The 12438-nt window shown below is 54.6% G+C and carries 20 protein-coding genes; 16 read left to right on the top strand and 4 right to left on the bottom strand.

The window, feature by feature from the left end; all coding sequences use genetic code 11:
- Positions 1–21 precede the first annotated feature (21 nt).
- Positions 22–219, bottom strand: a complete 198-nt coding sequence (locus tag ACJ8IN_RS23100; RefSeq protein ID WP_033646515.1) for a Cro/CI family transcriptional regulator — start codon at positions 217–219, stop codon at positions 22–24.
- A gap of 99 nt (positions 220–318) precedes the next feature.
- Between ACJ8IN_RS23100 and ACJ8IN_RS23095 the strand changes: the two genes are divergently transcribed.
- The 16 genes from ACJ8IN_RS23095 (at position 319) to ACJ8IN_RS23020 (ending at position 9752) form a co-directional block, all read left to right on the top strand.
- Entirely contained in the window at positions 319–969 is a 651-nt protein-coding gene (locus ACJ8IN_RS23095) for a S24 family peptidase (protein WP_101455766.1), read from the top strand.
- Positions 970–1091: 122 nt separating this feature from the next.
- On the top strand, positions 1092–2090 hold the full coding sequence (locus ACJ8IN_RS23090) for a hypothetical protein (RefSeq protein ID WP_101455765.1): 999 nt from the start codon (positions 1092–1094) through the stop codon (positions 2088–2090).
- 266 nt (positions 2091–2356) lie between these two features.
- Positions 2357–2695, top strand: coding sequence for a hypothetical protein (locus ACJ8IN_RS23085; protein ID WP_144337677.1), 339 nt, complete (start codon positions 2357–2359; stop codon positions 2693–2695).
- Between the two features lie 1000 nt (positions 2696–3695).
- Complete coding sequence (locus tag ACJ8IN_RS23080) at positions 3696–4481, top strand: ParB/RepB/Spo0J family partition protein (RefSeq protein ID WP_101455763.1); 786 nt, start codon at positions 3696–3698, stop codon at positions 4479–4481.
- Positions 4478–5056: a hypothetical protein gene (locus ACJ8IN_RS23075; RefSeq protein WP_442519534.1), complete on the top strand. Its 579-nt coding sequence runs from the start codon at positions 4478–4480 to the stop codon at positions 5054–5056. Before ACJ8IN_RS23080 ends, ACJ8IN_RS23075 begins: the two co-directional genes overlap by 4 nt.
- A complete protein-coding gene (locus ACJ8IN_RS23070) occupies positions 5053–5412 on the top strand; it encodes a DUF5448 family protein (protein WP_442519533.1) in 360 nt (119 codons plus the stop codon). The genes ACJ8IN_RS23075 and ACJ8IN_RS23070 overlap by 4 nt, the downstream gene beginning before the upstream one ends.
- Complete coding sequence (locus ACJ8IN_RS23065; protein WP_442519532.1) at positions 5409–6086, top strand: hypothetical protein; 678 nt, start codon at positions 5409–5411, stop codon at positions 6084–6086. The genes ACJ8IN_RS23070 and ACJ8IN_RS23065 overlap by 4 nt, the downstream gene beginning before the upstream one ends.
- Complete coding sequence (locus ACJ8IN_RS23060) at positions 6086–6334, top strand: hypothetical protein (protein ID WP_442519531.1); 249 nt, start codon at positions 6086–6088, stop codon at positions 6332–6334. The genes ACJ8IN_RS23065 and ACJ8IN_RS23060 overlap by 1 nt, the downstream gene beginning before the upstream one ends.
- A 207-nt stretch (positions 6335–6541) precedes the next feature.
- Complete coding sequence (locus ACJ8IN_RS23055; RefSeq protein WP_442519530.1) at positions 6542–6757, top strand: hypothetical protein; 216 nt, start codon at positions 6542–6544, stop codon at positions 6755–6757.
- Positions 6754–6939, top strand: a complete 186-nt coding sequence (locus ACJ8IN_RS23050; RefSeq protein WP_260515173.1) for a hypothetical protein — start codon at positions 6754–6756, stop codon at positions 6937–6939. The genes ACJ8IN_RS23055 and ACJ8IN_RS23050 overlap by 4 nt, the downstream gene beginning before the upstream one ends.
- On the top strand, positions 6929–7444 hold the full coding sequence (locus ACJ8IN_RS23045; protein WP_442519529.1) for a hypothetical protein: 516 nt from the start codon (positions 6929–6931) through the stop codon (positions 7442–7444). The genes ACJ8IN_RS23050 and ACJ8IN_RS23045 overlap by 11 nt, the downstream gene beginning before the upstream one ends.
- Before the next feature lies 1 nt (position 7445).
- On the top strand, positions 7446–7676 hold the full coding sequence (locus ACJ8IN_RS23040; protein WP_442519528.1) for a hypothetical protein: 231 nt from the start codon (positions 7446–7448) through the stop codon (positions 7674–7676).
- Positions 7677–7679: 3 nt separating this feature from the next.
- Positions 7680–8165: a hypothetical protein gene (locus ACJ8IN_RS23035; protein ID WP_442519527.1), complete on the top strand. Its 486-nt coding sequence runs from the start codon at positions 7680–7682 to the stop codon at positions 8163–8165.
- On the top strand, positions 8158–8496 hold the full coding sequence (locus tag ACJ8IN_RS23030; RefSeq protein WP_049202624.1) for a hypothetical protein: 339 nt from the start codon (positions 8158–8160) through the stop codon (positions 8494–8496). Before ACJ8IN_RS23035 ends, ACJ8IN_RS23030 begins: the two co-directional genes overlap by 8 nt.
- Before the next feature lie 57 nt (positions 8497–8553).
- Positions 8554–8805 carry a pyocin activator PrtN family protein gene (locus ACJ8IN_RS23025; protein ID WP_060420263.1) on the top strand — a complete coding sequence of 84 codons (252 nt, stop codon included), beginning with the start codon at positions 8554–8556 and terminating at the stop codon, positions 8803–8805.
- Positions 8806–8933: 128 nt separating this feature from the next.
- Complete coding sequence (locus ACJ8IN_RS23020; protein ID WP_033647130.1) at positions 8934–9752, top strand: pyridoxal phosphatase; 819 nt, start codon at positions 8934–8936, stop codon at positions 9750–9752.
- 31 nt (positions 9753–9783) lie between these two features.
- On the opposite strand, the gene modC is transcribed toward ACJ8IN_RS23020, so the two are convergent.
- Genes modC through modA form a run of 3 tightly spaced genes read right to left on the bottom strand, consistent with a single transcriptional unit; the run spans position 9784 to position 12311 of the window.
- A complete protein-coding gene (gene modC, locus ACJ8IN_RS23015) occupies positions 9784–10851 on the bottom strand; it encodes a molybdenum ABC transporter ATP-binding protein ModC (RefSeq protein ID WP_060421216.1) in 1068 nt (355 codons plus the stop codon).
- The gene (gene modB / locus ACJ8IN_RS23010) at positions 10852–11541 is read right to left on the bottom strand and encodes a molybdate ABC transporter permease subunit (RefSeq protein WP_019454005.1); all 690 of its coding nucleotides are present in this window, start codon (positions 11539–11541) and stop codon (positions 10852–10854) included.
- On the bottom strand, positions 11538–12311 hold the full coding sequence (gene modA / locus ACJ8IN_RS23005; RefSeq protein WP_049195918.1) for a molybdate ABC transporter substrate-binding protein: 774 nt from the start codon (positions 12309–12311) through the stop codon (positions 11538–11540). Before modA ends, modB begins: the two co-directional genes overlap by 4 nt.
- Positions 12312–12438 lie beyond the last annotated feature (127 nt).

The following is a 12438-nucleotide window of genomic DNA, read 5'->3' as shown; positions in this document are numbered from 1 at the left end:
TCTCCGTTTCTGTGGTTTTGGTTAAGCCGCTGGCGCGGTAGACTTTTTGTAAAGAGAGAGATCAACTTTCAGTTCACCACCAGTAATAACCTGGATCTCGAATGCTCGACCTTTGGGAATAATCTCCCCCCAACCCGATACGGAGGCATGCGACAGCCCTAATGCCTTGGCTGTTTTGCCCACCCCATCGAAGTACGAAATAACATCATCTTTTTTCATGGCTCACTCTTTGGTAAGGGAATGGAACACTTGGATAGTAGGATATCTTACATTAAAGAGTCAAGGAATCCTACACTGCTAAATGGTAGGATTGCCTACATGGAAATGAATGACCGAATTCGATCAAGACGCAAAGAGTTAAAGCTAACTCAGGACACCTTAGCCAAGCGCATAGGGGTCAATCGTGTCACCGTCACTGGCTGGGAGTCAGGCGACTATAAACCTGGTGGTGAGAACCTCCAGGCTCTAGCCGCTGCCCTAAGCTGCAATCCAAACTGGCTTCTTGAAGGTGGCGATATTGACGAAAACATCACATATGTAGGCAAGGTTCGACCAGGGCTTGTCCCTGTTGTTGGTGATGCCGTTTTAGGAGTTGATGGCATGATCGACATGGTCGAGTACCGTGGTGGATGGCTGAAGATTTATAGCGATGACCCGAATGCATACGGGCTTCGTGTTCGCGGCGATAGCATGTGGCCACGCATTCAGTCTGGTGAGTTCGTCCTCATCGAACCAGGCACCTCAGTGCATTCTGGTGATGAAGTTTTCGTTCGCACAGCTGACGGTCACAACATGATTAAGGTGCTCAACTACACTCGCGAAGGCGGCTACCAGTTTACCAGCATCAATCAAGACCATAGACCAATCACACTGCCGCAAAATGCAGTGCTGAAAGTAGAGTATGTGGCCGGCATCCTCAAGGCTTCGCGCCATGTTGAGGATGAGGAAGTCAATCACAAAATGGTTTAGCCATCGTTACTTGGCTAACCATCATTGCGGCATTGCCGAAGATGTGCATACAGCTTGAACAAGCCCCTTGTTTGTTCACAATCCAAAATTAGTAAAACTCATATACGGACTGGAGATTGTCTATGGTTCAGCACACGGCGATAATATCCTCTGAAGAGGATGCGCTGCGCTTTGTTGAGATGTATGTTTCTGGACAGGAGCTTCCTGATGGGATTTCATTCAGCGGCTGGCCGAACCTGACATTTAGGCTTACTGGTGAAAAATTTCACGGTAGTCTTACTCCTTCAGTAATGAAGGGATTTATTGAGATGCAATCACAGATCAATAAATCATACGCTCTGCTAAAATACGGGGTTCCTGACCCACGGAAACTTTCCAAGGAAGAGAAAGAATCCATAGAAATACAGGTGGTTGTAGAAGAAGGCTCATCCATAATTGAAGTAAATATGGATGGTTTGCTTGGTGAAGTTGCTCACGCGGTGGTCGGAAAAATGGGTCCTCAAGAGATCATCATCACGATTTTGGGAACAGCCCTGATATGGGGAGGGGTGTCCCTGTTCAAAAAATACCTTGAGGATCGTAAAGAAGTTAGAATGGCAGAATTAAAAAAAGAGAGCGATAGGGAACACCTATCAACAATCCAATTCATGTCAGAGCAAGAGACAAAACGCACAGAGCTGCTAACACAGTTGATTAACGAGAAACCAAAGCTTGACAACATGGAACGTCTTGCGCACGACGCAAAAACAGATCTGGTAAAATCATTTTCTAAAGCTGAGACAGCGGAGGTTGCTGGAGTTGTTTTAGATCAGGAACTTACTAAAACACTTACAACCAATGCCAGAAGAAAATCAGTAGAAATGCGAATGGACGGTATTTATCGTATTGAAAAAGTAGACTCTACTGATCCAGAGGCATTCAAAGTTCAAGTCCGAAATGTAGAAACTGATCTGAGGATTTCATGTATTGTTCAAGATGTTTTCTTGGATGCTATTGAATTTAAAAGAGCATTACAACAAGCTGAATGGGAAAGAAAACCTGTACATCTTTCCATCAACGCTAAGCAGCTTGATGGTGAAATAAAAAGTGCGATAATTCTGTATGTTAAATCAGTAGATTAACACCCCATTAGCCCGGCCACCGCGCCGGGTTTTTTGTGCCCACTCCCTCCCTACCCCCCTACTGCGTTCCCCTTGATTCCACCAGCCCAACATTCACCCAATCCGAAATGTCAGATTCCCTACAATTTGATATTGACTTAAAATGTCAGATATCCTACATTTGATTCATCAGCAGCGAACAGGCAGGACGCCCACGAAGTAGCCGCCCGAGGCACACGAAGATCGGGATGATTCGCTGAACCAGGATTACAGCAGAGGGTTACACTATGGCACACGTAAACACAGCACAGCAGATCGAGAAATTCAAAAAGATAGCGCCGGCTATCGTTGAAAACTTAAAAGCACGTGTAACCAGCGCAATGGAATCCGATGAAATCATGCAAGCCATTCACGAAGAAATCCTGAACTTCTTCGTTAAACAACAACAGATGGCTGTTGAATATATGGCTTTCACCGAAGTCCAGCGCGCACAATTTTCCGCCCTGATGTATACCCTGCTTGAACCGTTGGCAGGCGCATTTAAAGGGAAAGAAAACCCTAAATACTCCGCCTATGTAGCCGCCACGGGAAAAGCTGGAGCACTTAATTTCATGGTGAACGCATAACTCACAACCGCGCCCTACGGGGCGCACTGAGGCAATCATGAGCAAAAGAGGTTGGCGGTCTTTGGTTTATTGCGTTGGTGGTTGTGCTGTGTTCTGGCTGCTCTGTTTTGTGGTTGTCGCCGGGTAACCGGCGCACATCGGAATGCTCACTCAGCCGATTCCCTAAATTCTGGGAGCGGTGAAGGATCTTGACCCATGAGTGAGCAGCCCAATGTGAAGCGTCTTTTCTCCCCTGCTGCTATCAGCTTCGGCTATGACGGCTTCAGAGGGAACATGAGAACCGGGAGCCTGACCCATGACGAGAACAGGCGCTCAGATGGAGGATTTCATCATGTGACAGGTCACAGTAGTCTTAGAGCAGTAGCCAGAAATTTGAATCGGTCATTCGGAGTTATGCGGCGGCATCCGAAATGACGAATCCGCCGAGTGGGTACGTTCAGCGGTTCGCTTGCTATCCCCACCGAGCTGGCTGGAAGGTCAGCACCACTCTCAAAGAGCGCGGGCGTGCAAAACTGCATCTACCCCGGCGAACGTTAGTACCGAATCCCGGAGAGGGTTCGCCAATAGCGGGAGAGGATCGCTCTTTTTGATAGTGGTTCAAGGCTGGAAACTTCGGGGCGTTGTTTACCAGCCACCACACCAAATGCGCCGGGCCGGCGGCACTGCAGCGAAAGCGAGCGCAGATATCCGGCAAAAATGCGATTGCTGTGTGTAGTCTTTGGCGGCCACGCCGAACTTCAACCACAAGGGTGAAGATAATGTTCATAGGCTGGCCGCTACTTTTTCACATATCTGGTGGCGTACTGTGTCGGCCCCTAATTTATATCTACACAGTATAAATACCCGGCGCGGTGCGCCACCTGATGTGTGAGTAATTAACCGGGAGCCAGCGCTATGCGGGCGTCTGGCCTCCCTTCTTAAAAACCGATTTTCTATCTGCGGAAAATTGCCAGTTTCTGGCAGGGATTCGCTTTGCCGAAAATCAGTGTGGGGTAATTAAATGGCCAAGAACTCTACCGAAGCCTACGGGGCCAGCGGAAAAACCAACGTACTCAATTTTGAGCCCGAACGGCTGCACCTTGTAACCGACACAGCACACCCGCTCTACGATGAGCGCATTCACTTGCCGCTTGATGAGGCAATGGTATTAAACATCATGGATCAGGGTGTACTGGAGCCAATCATCGTTTGGAAAGACCCTGAAACCGGCCTCTCATGCGTGGTTGCTGGCAGACAGCGGGTGCGGCATACCCTGGAGGCCAATAAACGCCTGGTGAAAGAGGGAAAGAAACCGAAACTCGTTCCAGCCGTCGTCAAACGCGGCTCCGCTGTTCGCATGGCACAGGCAATGATCAGCGAAAACGAAATTCGCCGAGCCGATACCCCATTGGGGCGCGCCAAGAAGATGGCCGATGCGTTGGAACGCGGCCACGATGAAGAAGATTTGTCACTGATGTTTGGCGTCGGTGTGCAGACGATCCGCGCCACACTCGCCCTGCTCGATGCCACTCAGGCCGTTAAAGATGCGGTTGAAGCAGGCGCCGTTACCGTTACCCAGGCGCGCCAGCTGGCGAACCTCTCACCTGATGAGCAGCGCGAAAAAGTGAAGGAGGTGGAAGCTGCTACCGCCGGCACCAAAGGCCACGAAAAGGCACGCCGGCAGCGCCAGGTGATTGGCGATGCCAAACCCCGTATGAAGTCCCGAAAAGAAATCACGAAAGCCCTGGAAAGTGCGAGCGGTGATTACGCTCAGGCACTCCGCTGGGTGTTGGGAGACGAAGCATGACAACCATCAAGCGCTTTACCCCTGACTACAAAATGCACGCAGTTCGCTTTGAGGCTTTCGCACGTGAAGCTGAGCATGGCGAGTTAGTTCAGTTTGATGACCACCAGCAAGTAGTGAGCACCCTGGAGGCTGAGCGCGATGCGCTGGAAATCCGCCTGAGAAATGCTCTTACCAGTGAGCAAGAAGCCATCCAGCGCGCTCACGCAGCCAATCAAACCGCTGATGCGCTGGCTTTGGAAAATGTGGCGCTGAAGTCGGCGCACCCGCAGCCATTCGGTCGCGAGATGATGAAGGCACTGGATGCCTATGAGAAGCATCAAGACGAGGTTCCTGAGACTGGGATGCTTGATGCATTTTTCATTCTTCGAGACAGCATCAGGGTAGAAACCCCAGCCACTGACGCAGCACTTGCAGCTATCGAAGCGCAGGGAGTTGAGAAGTTCATCAAGCTGAAGATGGAACAGCTTGCCAACATGCATCCAGACACCCACGCATTTGGCGCTACAGCCGAGTCTCTGCGCGCTCAGATTAACGAACTGCAAGCATTCGCCGCCAAAATTCGGGAGGCCAAATGAAAGAGCGCGACATCGAAAAGCTTAACGACCACCAGCTGGTAGACCTGAAAAACGATATCGAAAGAGAGCAGAAGCGTCGGGCAGATGGCCAAAAGGTGACCACGTATTACGTCGTTACCTGCATCACTGAAGCTGAGCACTTTTCCGATATGGATTGCGCCATGCGCTGCTTGCAGATCAGAACGAAAGAGCTTCAGGAATGGATGGCTGAAGACCAGGAAAACCGTGATTACGTAAACCGATGCACTGACATTGTTAGCGTGAAATTGCAGGTTAAAGAAATGAACCTCGACCATTTCAACATGCGCGTGGCAGAGAACTACTTCGATGACATCTGCTACCCGGAGGCCAAATGAAAGAGCGCCCAGTGATTTTCAACGGCGAGATGGTTCGAGCCATTCTCGACGGCCGCAAGACCCAGACGCGGCGGGTTGTGAAGGTTCAACCTGAATCACCAGGGTTTGGCCTGCGCTATATCACCGAATCACTTAACAACCGTGATACCGGGAAATACTTCTGGTCGCAATCGGACGCCTGCGGCATCAACAAACCCCGGTCAAAACCATTTGCATGCCCATTCGGCCAGGTAGGCGATCGGCTCTGGGTCAGAGAGGCATATCAAGGCCCATTGTTCAACTTCGACCAGATGGAGACTTATCTCGAAGACACCTCCAAATTTGAACGCCCGGAATTCTGCGAGTACCGCGCTGATGGTGGTAAGACGCCGGAATATTACGACGCAGATGACAACCTGCGCTATGGATGGAAACCATCGATCCACATGCCGCGCTGGGCCAGCAGAATAACGCTGGAAATCACCGCCGTGCGCGTTGAGCGCCTGAACGATATCAGCCACGAAGATGCAAAAGCTGAAGGTTGTTGCTACGGCCGTGGTGGCGGAGTTCCTGACTTCGCTGTTACTCCAGCAGACCACTTCCCGACGCTATGGGCATCCATCTACGGCGAAGAAAGCTGGAACGCCAACCCCTGGGTGTGGGTTATCGAGTTTCGTCGTGTGGGAGGTGCGTGATGCCAGCAAATGAACTGAAGCAGCAAGCTGAAGCGCTCGGCATCGCCCTGAGCTTTGATGCGAACTTCTGGAACATGGGCCCGTGCGTCATCGCCACGTTCCCCACTCACAACGGCGGCGGGTGTGATTCAGCATTGGCCTGGATGAAAAATTTCAGCAGCAGAGATGATGCAGAATCCTATGCGATGAAGGTTGCCATCCGCAATGCAAGCCCAGGTGACAGCGCTAGGGAGGTGGAGCGTGGGTAATCGAAAAGCAACATGGGATATCCAACTACATACCCACTGCCCAGGGTGTGAGCTGAGTTTTGACCTGATGGAAGACAGTGATTTTAAAGCCGACTTACATTGCGACCCGCTTGAAACCGACTCACATCGTAGCACCAATGTTTGGGTTAGCTGCCCGCACTGCGGCGAAGAATTTACCGTCGATTTCGAATACTGAGGAGTCCCAGCATGGCTAAGCGTAAGAGCAACAGGCAGGCCAGAGCCTTGCTTTGTGTATCGGCTCCAGGCCCAGAAGACTGTTTCCGCATTAGTAACCGGCGCTGGCAGGTTTACGGCTCCAACTATCCGCACGCATGGCAACACGCCAAGACATCCCGCAGCCAGCGCCGTGCTGCAAAAGTCATTCAGGCATTGTGGGCTGAAGCCCAGGAGAAAGCATTATGAGCATATTCATCGGTGTGATTCGCACACTAATTTTTGTAGCAGCAGTGCTTCTGGTTTCTGCCATGAAAGTCACTGTGACAGGGCCTTTCGGTTACTTCATCGCTGGCATGTTACTCAGCTTCTACTGCTGGTTAATTCTGAAGGCACTGGACTACATGAAGGAATACCGGCATGGACAATAAGCTGAGCGAACTGAAAGCGGCCGCAATGGCAGCAACTCCCGGTCGAATTGGTGACCGCATCGATGGCTCTGGGAGCATCAAATATGAATGCACTGGCTACGATGGCTCGTTAGTTCTGCGCACCGATCACAAAGATATGGAGTATGGATTCGTCGGTGATAATGCTGATGCCGATGAGCTATTTTTCAGGCTGTGCGTTCCGGATGTGGTTCTCGAACTGCTGGCAGATAACGAGCACCTTGCCCGTGAACTTGTCGCTAGGAATGGCGAGAATGAATGGTTACGAAAGAGAGCGGCAGAGCTGGAAGCAGAAATCACGAACATCGTAGATAGCTATGCTGAAACGGTTGCAGAATTACGCGCCAAGCTGGCTACGCCGGTGCGGTTGCCGAACAAGAACGATGCCGAGTTTTGGTTTGGCAGCACTTTCCAGGTGGCGAAGTTCGACCGTGCAGTTGAACGGGCTGTCATTACCGCTGGATTCAAGTTTGTGGGGGATGAGTAGGATGATTGAAGCATTCAAGGCAATCCGACGCCACAAGGCGGAAAAAGCAAAATATGAGGCCTGGGTTGAGAAATTCTCAGAGCAGATTCGCAAATGCACTGGCAACGACGATTGCGCTGTCGCCGCGGAGCTGGAGTCCTGGCCGTTCGAGGCTAACGACACGCTCTATAACTGGCGGTTAGAAGACCCAGTTGATGCGGCGTTAGAAGCTCTGAGCTATTACGGGGACTGAACCATGGCACAGACACTAACGACTGAACGCCAGCAGTTTGAAGAGTGGCTTAAATTCCACAGTGACGAAGAAGAGTGCACAAATCTTCTACAGCGAAATAGTGCCGGGACAAATTACCTTCATCCTCACGCTGATTTGGCTTGGATTGCATGGCAAGCATCGCGCGAACTCCTGGCTAACCGGGAGGCGCAGCCGGTAGCCTGGGAAATGCGCTACTGGAACAGCGGCCACAACATGTGGCACGACTGGGAGCGCATCACAGCAGAGCAACACGCAGAGATGAGCGCAGAGCACGCGGCGGACAACGATTACGAGTTCCGCGCGTTGTACGATGCGCCGCCAGCGCCAGCAGTTCCAGAGGAAATGACTGGCGGCATCGCGATGAGCAAGCACAAAGTCAAGAAGAGCAACTATGCCCAATGGGTGAAGGGCTGGAACGCCTGCCTCGCCGCAATGCTGGCAGCAGCGCCGGAGGGTGGGAATGGCTAAGACAGCGGCAGAACGTAAAGCGGCCCAGCGAGCGCGCCAGCGTAAAGGCGGGATCGTTATTCGTGAGTTGCAACTGGAGCCAGAAGAAGAACAGATGGCGCAGGAACTTTTAACAGGACTGCGCCCTGGCCGCGAACCTTACGACTTCAACGAAGTTGTGGGGCTGCTTATCCGGCGATGCCATGCTGAATATCAGCAGAAACTGAGCCACCAGCAGCAGCGATCTTGTAAAAAATGCGGCGATAAACTGCCGGTAAAAGAATGTCCATGCGTAGGCGATGCAGCTTGCTGGCTTACCCTGGGATGGCACGAAACGAAATTAACAGTGTGACATGTCACACTTGAATTAATACCCGTATGCGGCGGGTGAAACGTGTGGAGATAAAATATGAATACGATGTTTTTGTTGATGGCGGAATACGAAAGGTCCAGTATTCCACTATCGGAAATTGCTGAGCGTTATCTCGGACTGCGTCCGTCAACTGCTGAACAGAAGGCCGCAGAGGGTAAGCTGCCTATAGCGACATTTCGCGTAGGGAACACCCAAAAATCACCGCGAATGGTACACGTTGCTGACTTGGCCGAACTGATTGATCAACGAAGAAAAGAAGCCAAAGAAGAGTTGGAACGCTGCAAGTAATGCTGTGTGGGGCTTGCCCCACCAGCACCCCAATAGCACCCCCGATAAAAATAACTTGTTGATTCTTATAGATCATATGCAAGATGTACCATCGGATTAATTTTATGGCTAACGATAACGAGAACCCTATGAGCTACCGCGTCATCGCCCTCGATCTTGACGGCACCCTGCTGGACAACCAAAAACGCATCTTACCGCAATCGCTGGAAGCGCTGGCGCAGGCGCGCGCCGCCGGCATCCAGGTGGTGGTGGTCACCGGCCGCCACCACGTCGCTATCCATCCGTTCTACCAGGCGCTGCAGATAGATACCCCGGCCATCTGCTGCAACGGCACCTATCTGTATGATTTTCAGCAGAAGAAGGTGTTGGCGGCCGATCCGCTGGCGAAAGATCAGGCCAGGCAGGTGCTGCAAATGCTCAAACAGACCGACATTCACGGGCTGATGTACGTCGACGACGCCATGCTGTATCAGGAGCCGAGCGGCCACGTGATCCGCTCGCTGGCCTGGGCCGAAACCCTGCCGGCGGCGCAGCGCCCGACGCTGCTGCAGGTCGGCAGCCTGGCGCAGGCGGCCGACGACGCGCAGGCGATCTGGAAATTCGCCACCTCGCACGCCGATACCCTGGCGCTGCGCGAGTTTGCCGACACGGTGGAGAAAGAGCTGGGGCTCGCGTGCGAATGGTCCTGGCACGATCAGGTGGATATCGCCAAAGGCGGCAACAGCAAAGGCAAGCGCCTGCGCCAATGGGTGGAGTCGCAGGGGCTGAGCATGGATCAGGTGGTGGCGTTCGGCGACAACTACAACGACATCAGCATGCTGGAAGCGGTCGGGTTGGGCGTGGCGATGGGCAACGCCGATGATGCGATCAAGGAACGCGCCGATCTGGTGATCGCCGATAACCTGCAGCCGGGCATCGCCGAGGTGATCCGCACCCGCGTACTCTAGTTTTTTCGCCCTCCCGCCGGGAGGGCCTGTCTTAGCGGCTCTCGCGGCTGATAGACACGCTCTTCACCTGCGCGTACAGCCACTGCCCAGGGCGGATCGCCAGTTCATCGCGCGCCCAGGGCGTGATCAGCGCCCACAGCACGTGTTCCCCGACCGCCAGCTTCACTTCCACCTGCCCGTCCACCTCCAGACACTCGCTTACCTTGGCCGGCAACACGTTGCGAATGCTGCTGTTGACCGGTGGCTGCAGCACCAGCGAGACGTCGGCGGCGTTGATGCGAATGCGCAGCTGGGTGCCCAGTTCGGCGTCGATGCCGCTGACCCACAGCCTTTGATCGCCGAGCGCCAGCGCGGTCATGGCATAACGTTGATGATGCTCAATCACGCTGACGCGCAGCACGCTGCTCTGATCTTCACGCTGCAGCCACGGCCGCAGCGCACTGCTGGCCCAAACGGCTTCCAGCCCGCCGAACGCGCGCACCTCGCCGCGATCCAGCACCATCACCTGCTCGGCCAGGCGCAGGATCTCGTCCAGGCTATGACTGACATAGAGGATGGGGATGTTGACGTCCTGCGCCAACCGCTCCAGATACGGCAGTAGCTCGCGTTTGCGCGGCAGATCGAGCGAGGCCAGCGGCTCGTCCATCAGCAGCAGTTCCGGCGCGGTCAGCAGCGCGCGGCCGATCGCCACCCGCTGTTTTTCACCGCCGGAGAGCGTCAGCGGCAGCCGATTGAGCAGCGGCCCGATGCCCAGCAGTTCGACGATGGTGTTGAACTGCGCGCGCATGCCGGCCGCCATGCCGTATTGCAGGTTGCCGCGTACCCGATAGTGCGGGAACAGCCGCGCATCCTGAAACACGTAGCCGATACGGCGCTTTTCCGGCGGCAGGCAAAGGCCCGCGGCGGTATCCACCAGCGTGCGGCCATTGAGTGCGATGCGCCCCTGCTGCAGACGGGTCAGGCCGCCGATGGCGTTGATCAGGGAGGTTTTGCCCGCGCCGGACAGGCCGAAAATCGCGGTGATGCCCTGCGCCGGCAAATCGGCGCGGACGTTGAGATTAAGGTCGCCCAGTTGCTGCGAGAAATCCAGCTCCAGCATTTACACCCCCATCCGTTTGCGGCCCCAGCGGGCCAGCCATTCGGACACCATCAGCGAAGCCAGCGACAGCACGATGGCGATCGCGCACAGCCGCGCGGCGGCGGCTTCCGCTCCCGGCGTTTCGATCAGCGTATACATCGCCAGCGGAATGGTGCGGGTTTCACCGGGAATGTTGGAGACAAAGGTGATGGTGGCGCCGAACTCCCCCAGCGAGCGGGCGAAGGCCAGCACCACGCCGACAATGACGCCGGGCAGCGACAGCGGCAGCGTGATGGTGAAAAACACCCGCCACGGGTTGGCGCCCAGCGTGCGCGCCGCCTGCTCCAGCCGGGTATCCACCGCCTCCAGCGCCAGCCGGATGGCGCGCACCATCAGCGGAAACGCCACCACCGCCGATGCCAGCGCGGCGCCGCGCCAGCTAAAGCTGAAGCTGAAGCCGAACCAGTCGTACAGCCACTCGCCGATGACGCCGCGCCGCCCCATGGCGATCAGCAGCAAATAGCCGACCACCACCGGCGGCAGCACCAGCGGCAGGTGAATGACGCCGTCCAGCAGCGCCTTGCCGGGAAAGCGGCAACGCACCAACACCCAGGCCATCAGAATGCCGAACGGCAGGCTGCAGACCACCGCCAAACCGGAGACTTTCAGGCTCAGCTCAACCGCCTGCCACTCGTACTCACTCAGAATCATTTACGCGGGGTGAATCCATAATGTTCGAAAATAGCGGCCGCTTCCGGGCCCTTCAGATAGGTATAGAAAGCGCTGACCGTCGGATTTTGACGATCTTTCACCATCGCCATCGGATATTCAACCGGTTTGTGGCTGTCTTCCGGGAACACGCCCACCACTTTCACCTTGTCGCTGGCGACCGCGTCGGAGCCGTAGACGATGCCGAGCGGTGCTTCACCGCGCTCCACCAGCGCCATCGCGCTGCGCACGTTGTTGGCGCGCGCCAGTTTCGGTTCCAGCGCGCTCCAGGCGCCCAGATGTTCCAGCGCCTCTTTGGCGTAGATACCGGCCGGCACGTGATCCGGATCGCCCACCGCCAGGCGGCCGCCGCTGAGCAGCTTGGCCCAGTCGGTCTGCTTGTCGATGGCGATCTTGTCTTGCTTATCGCTCTTGGCGGCGATCAGCACCAGTTCGTTGCCCAGCAGCGTATAGCGGGTGTCTTTCACCATCTGCTGCTTGTCGATGGCGTAATCCATCCACTGTTGATCGGCGGAGATGAACAGATCGGCCGGGGCGCCCTGCTCAATTTGGCGCGCCAGCGTCGAGGACGACGCGAAGGAGGAAACCACCTGCACGTCCTTGCCTTTTTGATACTGGGTGGCGATGTCCTGCAGCGCGTTGGTCAACGACGCGGCGGCGAACACGGTGATCTTTTCCGCCGCCGAAGCCTGTGCCACCAGGCCCGATGCCAACACGATCCCGCCAACCCATTTGGTCCATTGCTGTTTCATTGTTTTTCTCCGCAAGTTAACGTGCATTATCACTCTTCGTTATATAAAAAATAATATAACGTTGCGCGAAAGCTTGTCATGCGGTTTATCGGCAAAGCGTGAGATAACTTGAGGAATGCCCGCCGGG

Origin of the sequence: Serratia sp. CY31944 (assembly GCF_052169175.1) — a bacterium.
Taxonomy (GTDB): domain Bacteria; phylum Pseudomonadota; class Gammaproteobacteria; order Enterobacterales; family Enterobacteriaceae; genus Serratia; species Serratia sarumanii.
This window is presented reverse-complemented; position numbering and strand designations above follow the sequence as displayed.

Bases quoted from the DNA above. Each gene is read 5' to 3' on its own strand.
- ACJ8IN_RS23100 (WP_033646515.1), bottom strand. From the start codon at position 219: ATGAAAAAAGATGATGTTATTTCGTACTTCGATGGGGTGGGCAAAACA.
- ACJ8IN_RS23095 (WP_101455766.1), top strand. From the start codon at position 319: ATGGAAATGAATGACCGAATTCGATCAAGACGCAAAGAGTTAAAGCTA.
- ACJ8IN_RS23090 (WP_101455765.1), top strand. From the start codon at position 1,092: ATGGTTCAGCACACGGCGATAATATCCTCTGAAGAGGATGCGCTGCGC.
- ACJ8IN_RS23085 (WP_144337677.1), top strand. From the start codon at position 2,357: ATGGCACACGTAAACACAGCACAGCAGATCGAGAAATTCAAAAAGATA.
- ACJ8IN_RS23080 (WP_101455763.1), top strand. From the start codon at position 3,696: ATGGCCAAGAACTCTACCGAAGCCTACGGGGCCAGCGGAAAAACCAAC.
- ACJ8IN_RS23075 (WP_442519534.1), top strand. From the start codon at position 4,478: ATGACAACCATCAAGCGCTTTACCCCTGACTACAAAATGCACGCAGTT.
- ACJ8IN_RS23070 (WP_442519533.1), top strand. From the start codon at position 5,053: ATGAAAGAGCGCGACATCGAAAAGCTTAACGACCACCAGCTGGTAGAC.
- ACJ8IN_RS23065 (WP_442519532.1), top strand. From the start codon at position 5,409: ATGAAAGAGCGCCCAGTGATTTTCAACGGCGAGATGGTTCGAGCCATT.
- ACJ8IN_RS23060 (WP_442519531.1), top strand. From the start codon at position 6,086: ATGCCAGCAAATGAACTGAAGCAGCAAGCTGAAGCGCTCGGCATCGCC.
- ACJ8IN_RS23055 (WP_442519530.1), top strand. From the start codon at position 6,542: ATGGCTAAGCGTAAGAGCAACAGGCAGGCCAGAGCCTTGCTTTGTGTA.
- ACJ8IN_RS23050 (WP_260515173.1), top strand. From the start codon at position 6,754: ATGAGCATATTCATCGGTGTGATTCGCACACTAATTTTTGTAGCAGCA.
- ACJ8IN_RS23045 (WP_442519529.1), top strand. From the start codon at position 6,929: ATGGACAATAAGCTGAGCGAACTGAAAGCGGCCGCAATGGCAGCAACT.
- ACJ8IN_RS23040 (WP_442519528.1), top strand. From the start codon at position 7,446: ATGATTGAAGCATTCAAGGCAATCCGACGCCACAAGGCGGAAAAAGCA.
- ACJ8IN_RS23035 (WP_442519527.1), top strand. From the start codon at position 7,680: ATGGCACAGACACTAACGACTGAACGCCAGCAGTTTGAAGAGTGGCTT.
- ACJ8IN_RS23030 (WP_049202624.1), top strand. From the start codon at position 8,158: ATGGCTAAGACAGCGGCAGAACGTAAAGCGGCCCAGCGAGCGCGCCAG.
- ACJ8IN_RS23025 (WP_060420263.1), top strand. From the start codon at position 8,554: ATGAATACGATGTTTTTGTTGATGGCGGAATACGAAAGGTCCAGTATT.
- ACJ8IN_RS23020 (WP_033647130.1), top strand. From the start codon at position 8,934: ATGAGCTACCGCGTCATCGCCCTCGATCTTGACGGCACCCTGCTGGAC.
- modC (WP_060421216.1), bottom strand. From the start codon at position 10,851: ATGCTGGAGCTGGATTTCTCGCAGCAACTGGGCGACCTTAATCTCAAC.
- modB (WP_019454005.1), bottom strand. From the start codon at position 11,541: ATGATTCTGAGTGAGTACGAGTGGCAGGCGGTTGAGCTGAGCCTGAAA.
- modA (WP_049195918.1), bottom strand. From the start codon at position 12,311: ATGAAACAGCAATGGACCAAATGGGTTGGCGGGATCGTGTTGGCATCG.